4 protein-coding genes are annotated in these 6,679 nt (G+C 41.2%); all 4 read left to right on the top strand.

The genetic code is table 11. The features are described from left to right. Positions 1 to 157 precede the first annotated feature (157 nt). The 4 genes from E1171_RS10655 (at position 158) to E1171_RS10665 (ending at position 6,503) form a co-directional block, all read left to right on the top strand. A complete protein-coding gene (locus tag E1171_RS10655; protein WP_155205992.1) occupies positions 158 to 571 on the top strand; it encodes a hypothetical protein in 414 nt (137 codons plus the stop codon). 314 nt (positions 572 to 885) lie between these two features. Beyond that, positions 886 to 4,764 carry a CusA/CzcA family heavy metal efflux RND transporter gene (locus E1171_RS10660; protein WP_343031334.1) on the top strand — a complete coding sequence of 1,293 codons (3,879 nt, stop codon included), beginning with the start codon at positions 886 to 888 and terminating at the stop codon, positions 4,762 to 4,764. Continuing rightward, positions 4,740 to 5,276, top strand: coding sequence for a TolC family protein (locus tag E1171_RS24735; protein WP_343031335.1), 537 nt, complete (start codon positions 4,740 to 4,742; stop codon positions 5,274 to 5,276). The genes E1171_RS10660 and E1171_RS24735 overlap by 25 nt, the downstream gene beginning before the upstream one ends. 39 nt (positions 5,277 to 5,315) lie before the next feature. Beyond that, on the top strand, positions 5,316 to 6,503 hold the full coding sequence (locus E1171_RS10665) for an efflux RND transporter periplasmic adaptor subunit (RefSeq protein ID WP_155205993.1): 1,188 nt from the start codon (positions 5,316 to 5,318) through the stop codon (positions 6,501 to 6,503). Positions 6,504 to 6,679 lie beyond the last annotated feature (176 nt).

Here is a 6,679-nt window from a genome sequence, read left to right on the forward strand (position 1 = left end):
AAGCACTAAAAAGTCTAAAACACATTATTATATTAAGACAATAAATCCTAACTTTTACCTTTAGGGAAATAAATCGAAATAATAAAATTTATTAATGGAGGCCCTAAAATGTTTATTTGAAAAAATTCAGTAAGTTTGCCATCAGGTGTTCATGACCATGATTCGAAAACATATCGCCCGCCTTTTATTGGCCATCACCCTGATGCTAATTGGGCATGGGATGATACCCCATTTTGAAAATCCTTCGATAAAAGAAAGAAAAAGTCTGGATGTACACCAGAAATTTCAAGACGACTGGAAGCACCTAATCGTACATTTCATTTACACCCATGGGGATTCCCCGTCAGCCACTAAAAACTATCACCCTGAAAGTGGCTTAAATGCTTTGGAAAAGGGAAAAATAAAGAAGCAGAGACAAAATGCTCCTTTTACCTTTCTGGCAGCACTTTTTTTTACTCAACAAAGGATCCCAAAAAAGGAGGAGGAACCCCCTTATCCTATACTTGAAACAGCACAATTACACCCTACTTTTTCCACGCAACTTTCTCATCGAGGCCCACCTTTGGCCTAATTCCATTTCTTTGATCTTATCGGTTTTGCTCAATAAAAGCATTAGATAAAAGTAGCCTTTTTTAAGGACATTTATTCTGATTCTAAAGAAGCTTTTCATGAACTTTTCATTTCGAAAATCAGAGTCCTTTTCTTCGTTTTCAAAGGGCTGAAATGCGTTTGTTCATCATAGAGATCCTCAAATTGGCAAACCGTGTAATTTCCTTTTACTCAAAACAAGCAGGCAACTGTTTAAGTTAAGGGACCATTTCTATTTGTTTTAAGCATATTATGTACCCTTTTCCTTCAGCACCAACCTGCGCAAAACATTTCACAATGCTTGAAAAAATAATAGCTTTTTCTATAAAAAATAAACTGATAATTGGAGTCATGGTACTGGGACTAATAGCCTGGGGTGGATACTCGGTTACCCAAATTCCAATTGATGCTTTACCTGATATTACCAATAACCAGGTACAAGTCATTACTTCCGCACCTTCCCAATCCGCTGAGGACATTGAACGACTAGTTACTTTTCCTATTGAACAAAGTATGGCCACCATTCCGGGGATTGATGAAATTCGCTCCTTTAGCCGGTTTGGCCTAAGCGTGGTCACGGTAGTTTTTGAGGATAATATTGATATCTATTGGGCTCGACAACAAATTGGAGAGCGCCTTTCAGAGGCCGAATCCTTAATACCGGAGGGAGTGGGGGAACCTACAATGGCCCCTCTTACTACTGGATTAGGTGAGATTTATCAGTATGTACTGCGGCCAACAGAAGGATATGAAGACCAATATTCAGCAATGGAACTACGAACGATTCAGGATTGGATCGTAAAAAGACAGTTGCTGGGTGTACCAGGAGTAGCGGAAGTAAGTAGTTTCGGAGGGCACATCAAGCAGTACGAAATTGCTTTAAATCCGGAGAAACTTCGCAGTATGAATATTGGCATCAATGAAGTTTTTGAGGCCCTCAGTAAAAATAACCAAAATATTGGAGGGGCTTACATCGATAAAAACCCTAATGCCTATTTTATTCGTAGTCAGGGGCTCATTGAAAACCTAGACGATATTGGTTCCATTTTAATCAAAAGAAATGACCACGGTTACCCTATACTCATCAGAGATGTAGCTACAGTTGGCTTCGGAAAGGGAGTTCGTTACGGCGCTATGACCCGCAACGGAGAAGGGGAAGTAGTAGGAGCTGTAGTAATGATGCTCAAGGGTGCCAACTCTTCTCAGGTGATTGCAAATGTAAAGGATAGAATTGCACAAGTTCAGAAAAGTCTCCCTGAAGGAATTGAACTGGAAGCCTTCCTAGACCGAGCAGATTTAGTAAATTCAGCTATTAAAACAGTAGTAACCAACCTAACCGAAGGGGCACTGATCGTCATCTTTGTATTGGTGCTATTTTTGGGAAATATGCGAGCAGGCCTTGTGGTGGCCTCTGTAATTCCTTTGGCCATGCTATTTGCCCTTTCCATGATGAATCTTTTTGGGGTATCCGGAAACCTGATGAGCTTGGGAGCAATAGATTTCGGCTTAATTGTGGACGGTGCAGTTATTATAGTAGAAGCCACCATTCATCACCTTGGGCTCCGAAAAAGTGGGACTCTACTCAATCAACAGGAAATGGATAAGGAAGTGTTTGATTCAGCCAAGAAGATTCGAAAAAGTGCTGCCTTTGGAGAAATCATTATCCTGATTGTATACCTGCCTATCCTTGCCCTGACGGGCACCGAAGGAAAAATGTTTGCACCAATGGCAAAAACCGTGGCTTTCGCCATTTTGGGAGCCTTTATTCTTTCCCTTACCTATGTTCCTATGATGAGTGCTTTGTTACTGAACAAGAAAATCAACCATAAGCGCAACATCTCCGATCTTATCATGGAAAAATTACAAAAATTATATACCCCAGTCATAAAAGGAGCCCTAAAACATCCTTTTAAGGTGGTTGGCTCTGCTGTCGGCCTGTTCCTTTTAAGCTTATTGGTTTTTAACCAATTGGGAGGTGTCTTTATACCTAATTTGGACGAAGGAGATTTTGCCGTTGAAACCCGTGTGTTAACAGGAAGCAGTATCTCGGAAACGGTAAACGCATCGGATAAAGCGGCAAAAGTGCTACTAAAAGAATTCCCTGACGAAGTGTTGGAGGTGGTAGGAAAAATTGGCTCCTCAGAAATCCCAACAGACCCGATGCCGATCGAAGCCTGTGACCTAATAATTCGGTTAAGTGACAAAGATCAATGGACAAAAGCCAAAACCAAAAATGAGTTAGCGGAAAAAATGCAGGCCGCCCTGGAACAATATACACCAGGAACCAGCTATGGTTTTCAACAACCCATTCAAATGCGGTTTAATGAATTGATGACTGGAGCCCGCCAGGATGTGGTCATTAAAATCTATGGAGAAGACCTAGACAAACTCACGGATTACGCCCAACAATTGGGAAAATTAGCCCAAACCGTAGAAGGAGCCCAGGACTTGTACATAGAAGAGGTTAGTGGGCTCACCCAAATTATTGTAGATTTTAAACGTGACCAAATAGCCCATTTTGGATTATCTATTGAAGAGGTAAACAGGGCACTCAGCACAGCCTTTGCTGGAGAATCGGCAGGCCTGGTGTATGAAGGTGAAAGACGTTTTGATTTAGTGGTAAGGCTCCAGGAAGATCAGCGACAAAATCTTAAGGACATTGAAAATATCTACATCACCAATTCCGAAGGACAGCAAATTCCTCTACGTCAATTGGCGGAAGTAAGTTTCAAAGTAGCCCCGAACCAGATTCAACGAGATGATACCAAACGAAGGATCATGGTGGGCTTTAATGTACGCGGCCGTGATGTAAAAAGCGTGGTCAATGAAATACAAACCAAGGTAGATCAAAAAATCAAATTTGAAGCAGGATACTATCCTACCTATGGAGGAACTTTTGAAAACCTGGAAAAAGCACAGAAGCGCTTGGCAATCGTAGTCCCTATGGCCCTTCTTTTTATCCTACTTTTGCTTTACCTCACATTCGGTTCTATGAAACATAGCCTATTGATATTTACCGCCATTCCGATGTCCGCCATTGGAGGTATCTTCGCCCTATGGATACGCGGTTTACCTTTTAGTATCTCTGCAGGAGTAGGTTTTATTGCCTTATTTGGTGTAGCAGTATTAAACGGAATTGTACTCATTGCTGAGTTTAACCGCCTAAAAAATGAAGGAAAGTGGAATCTAGATGAAATCATATTGAAGGGAACTTCCATTCGACTTCGTCCGGTAGTGATGACGGCGGTAGTGGCCTCATTAGGTTTCTTACCAATGGCCCTGTCAACTTCCAACGGAGCAGAAGTGCAGCGCCCTCTGGCAACCGTTGTTATTGGTGGACTAATAACTGCGACCCTACTCACCCTAATTGTACTTCCTATATTGTACAAATATTTTGAAACAATGAAAAGAACATCTCAATCCCAAAATGCTCCCGGAGTTAAACAGATTGCCACGATGATCGCACTTGCTTTGACGTTTTCTACTCTGCCTTTTTCAACCCGTGCACAAGAAAGCACACAAACCCTTAGCCTGGAAACTGCTTTCCAAATAATGATGGAAAACAACCCGGACTTAAAGGCAGCAGCCCTAAGCACAACCCGATACGATGAGTTAAAAGCAAGTGCCTTCGATGTAGGAAAAACGGATGTATCGCTTAGTTACGGAAAAATGAACCAACCAAGAACAAATGACAATGCGATTAGTATTTCACAAAGCATCCCTTTCCCAACTGTCTTTGGAAAAAAAATGCAGTTGATCAGGGCCAACCGAAAGGGAGCAAAAATTAGTGAGGAAGTGGTAAAAAACGAATTGCTTTACCAACTCAAATCCATTTACTACCAAATCATTTACCTTAGAAGCAACCAGTCCCTTCTGGAAAAACAACAGGGCTTCCTGCAAAAAGCCTTGGAAGGTGAAATAATAAAAAGGGAAGTAGGAGAAGGAACACTTTTGCAACAAACGACCATGGAAAGCCAGCTGCGTAGCCTTGAGAATCAATTAAGGCAGAATCAATCCTATTTGGAACAGGAAAAAAAACAATTGAAAGTTCTCCTTCATACGATCAAAATGTGGACATTACCCCTCAGGAATTGGGGAAAAAACCTATACAAGGAGTTGACGAAAACAGCTATTGGAGAAACAATCCTCAATTGGCCCTGGCTCAGCAGCAGGTAGAAATTGCAGACCAAGAAATGAAACTTACTAGGGCGCAAACCTTACCCGATATTTCCCTGGGTTACAGCAACCAGAGTTTCATTGGGACCATAGATCAGGCGGTTTATACTTCTTCGGACCGTTTTCAGGTATTCAGTGTAGGGCTTAGCATTCCAATTGTTTTCCAACCCTTCAGAGCTAAAACGAATGCAGCAAAAGTAATGACACGACAAAAGGAGGCAGAATTTCAATCCTTCCAAAAACAACTCGAGGGAATTTTTGAGCAGGCAACAGAAGATTGGGAAAGACAAAAAAGTAACCTTTCCTATTTTGAAGAGGGAGCTAATAAAAATGCCCAACTGATCCAGGAGCAGTCTCAACAGGCTTACGATGCCGGAGAACTGGATTACGCTGCCTATTGGCTTAGCTTACAGAATGCACTGGAAACTCAAGGCAATTACCTAAAAGCTTTGAATGAGTATAATCAAAGTGTAATTCGTCTGGAATACCTTTCTGCCATCCCTTTTGATTAAGGTCTTTTATCCCATTGAAAAAATTTAAATATCAATAAAATGAAAACAATAAAAAGCTTTTTACATATACCAGGGATCTTTTTAATGGTAATTTCTACCATGCTGCTATCTTGCTCAGGCAAAAAAGAAAATAAGCAGGAAGAACACCATGCTCATGAGGAGGAGGAAACCCGGATTATCCTCAGTAAAACCCAGCAAGAAAACTCAGGAATTGTACTAGGAAAGTTAGAAGAAAAAAATATTAGTGAAGCACTAAAAGTGAATGGAAAAATAGATGTTCCCCCACAAAGTATGGCCAATGTATCCATTCCTTTTGGAGGTTTTCTCAAATCTACTTTCCTTCTTGCCGGTCAGAGGGTAAAAAAAGGAGAGGTACTTGCTTTTATGGAGCACCCGGATTATATCCAACTCCAACAGGACTATCTGGTGGCCAAAAGTGAGCGCGATTTCTTGAAAAAAGAGTTGGACAGGCAAAAAGTGTTGGCGAGAAAAAACATTACCGCAGAAAAAAAACTCCAAAAGGTACAGGCTGACTATGAAGCTATAAAAGCAAAAACCGAAGGCTTTGCTGCCAAAATGAGAATGCTCAACATCAACCAGAAAGCCTTAGACAAAAATGGGAAGATCGTTTCAAGCATCCCGGTAGTTTCACCGATTAATGGTTTTGTAGCAGAGAGTCATGCTAAAGTAGGAGCTTTTTACAACCCCACCGATGTATTATTTTACCTGGTAAATCCAGAGGAATTGCACCTGGAGCTTTTTGTGTATGAAAAAGACATTCCCAAAACATTTATAGGCCAGGAAGTCCGATTTCGTCTTCCCTCCGACCCCAACATACGTCATGCTGAGGTCACCCTAATCAGTGAACAGGTAGATGAACACCGTACCATAACAGTACACAGTGAATTAACCGAAGACAATACAGGTCTAAAACCAGGCATGTATGTGGACGCTACTATCATTACCGGTAGAGATACCACCGCCGCTCTTCCTGAAGATGCAGTCATCCGTTTTGACGGAGGAAATTATGTGTTTGCCAAAGTTCCTGCTCCTAAGGGTCAGTTTGCCTATGAAATGATACCTGTAGAAAGAGGGGCTTCTCAGGATGATTATACAGCAGTAAAATTACCGTCAAATGTAAAAGCCAATACCCAACTGGTAGTAAAAGGCGGTTACACCTTACTGTCTTTACTAAAAAATGGGGAGGATGAAGGACATTCGCATTGATAAGGATTTTACATAACACCAAAAAAATTAGAGGCAGTCAAAGTTACTTTAGGTGGCTATTGGCTGCCTTTTAATTTTATCTATGTTCTCGCAAAATGATTAACCTCCCTTTGGTCCACCTGGAAGGAAGGCCACCTACCAGTTACTTCCACTTTGTGAAACTTCCCTTTTATTTT

The sequence above is a fragment of the Xanthovirga aplysinae genome (assembly GCF_009711365.1).
GTDB classification, from domain to species: Bacteria; Bacteroidota; Bacteroidia; order Cytophagales; family Cyclobacteriaceae; genus Xanthovirga; species Xanthovirga aplysinae.

What these genes read in the sequence shown, in the direction of transcription:
- E1171_RS10655 (WP_155205992.1), top strand. Translation starts at nt 158, where the DNA reads ATGATTCGAAAACATATCGCCCGCCTTTTATTGGCCATCACCCTGATG.
- E1171_RS10660 (WP_343031334.1), top strand. Translation starts at nt 886, where the DNA reads ATGCTTGAAAAAATAATAGCTTTTTCTATAAAAAATAAACTGATAATT.
- E1171_RS10665 (WP_155205993.1), top strand. Translation starts at nt 5,316, where the DNA reads ATGAAAACAATAAAAAGCTTTTTACATATACCAGGGATCTTTTTAATG.